The sequence below is a fragment of the Calderihabitans maritimus genome (assembly GCF_002207765.1).
GTDB classification, from domain to species: Bacteria; Bacillota; KKC1; order Calderihabitantales; family Calderihabitantaceae; genus Calderihabitans; species Calderihabitans maritimus.
Genome location: NZ_BDGJ01000121.1, coordinates 1 through 206 on the forward strand (window position 1 = coordinate 1; position 206 = coordinate 206).

General features: G+C 50.5%; 1 protein-coding gene. It reads right to left on the bottom strand.

The window, feature by feature from the left end:
• Positions 1 to 206: transposase (locus KKC1_RS10415; protein ID WP_143288735.1), on the bottom strand; the 206-nt coding region annotated here is incomplete at both ends.

Sequence of the window (206 nt, forward strand, 5' to 3'; positions counted from 1 at the left end):
TTAGCCGCTTCAATGAGGTAGTACCGTAAGTAATAATTACCGGACCTGGTGAGGGGGATATCCTCGGCAGAAAACTTGCTGGACTGATGCTGCCGCCAGGTCAGGCCCGCGAATTTAGCAAGGGCATTGTGGTTCTTAAACCTGGAGATGTCACCTATTTCCGCTACAATACCGGCAGTGTAAACTGGCCCTATACCTGGAACAGT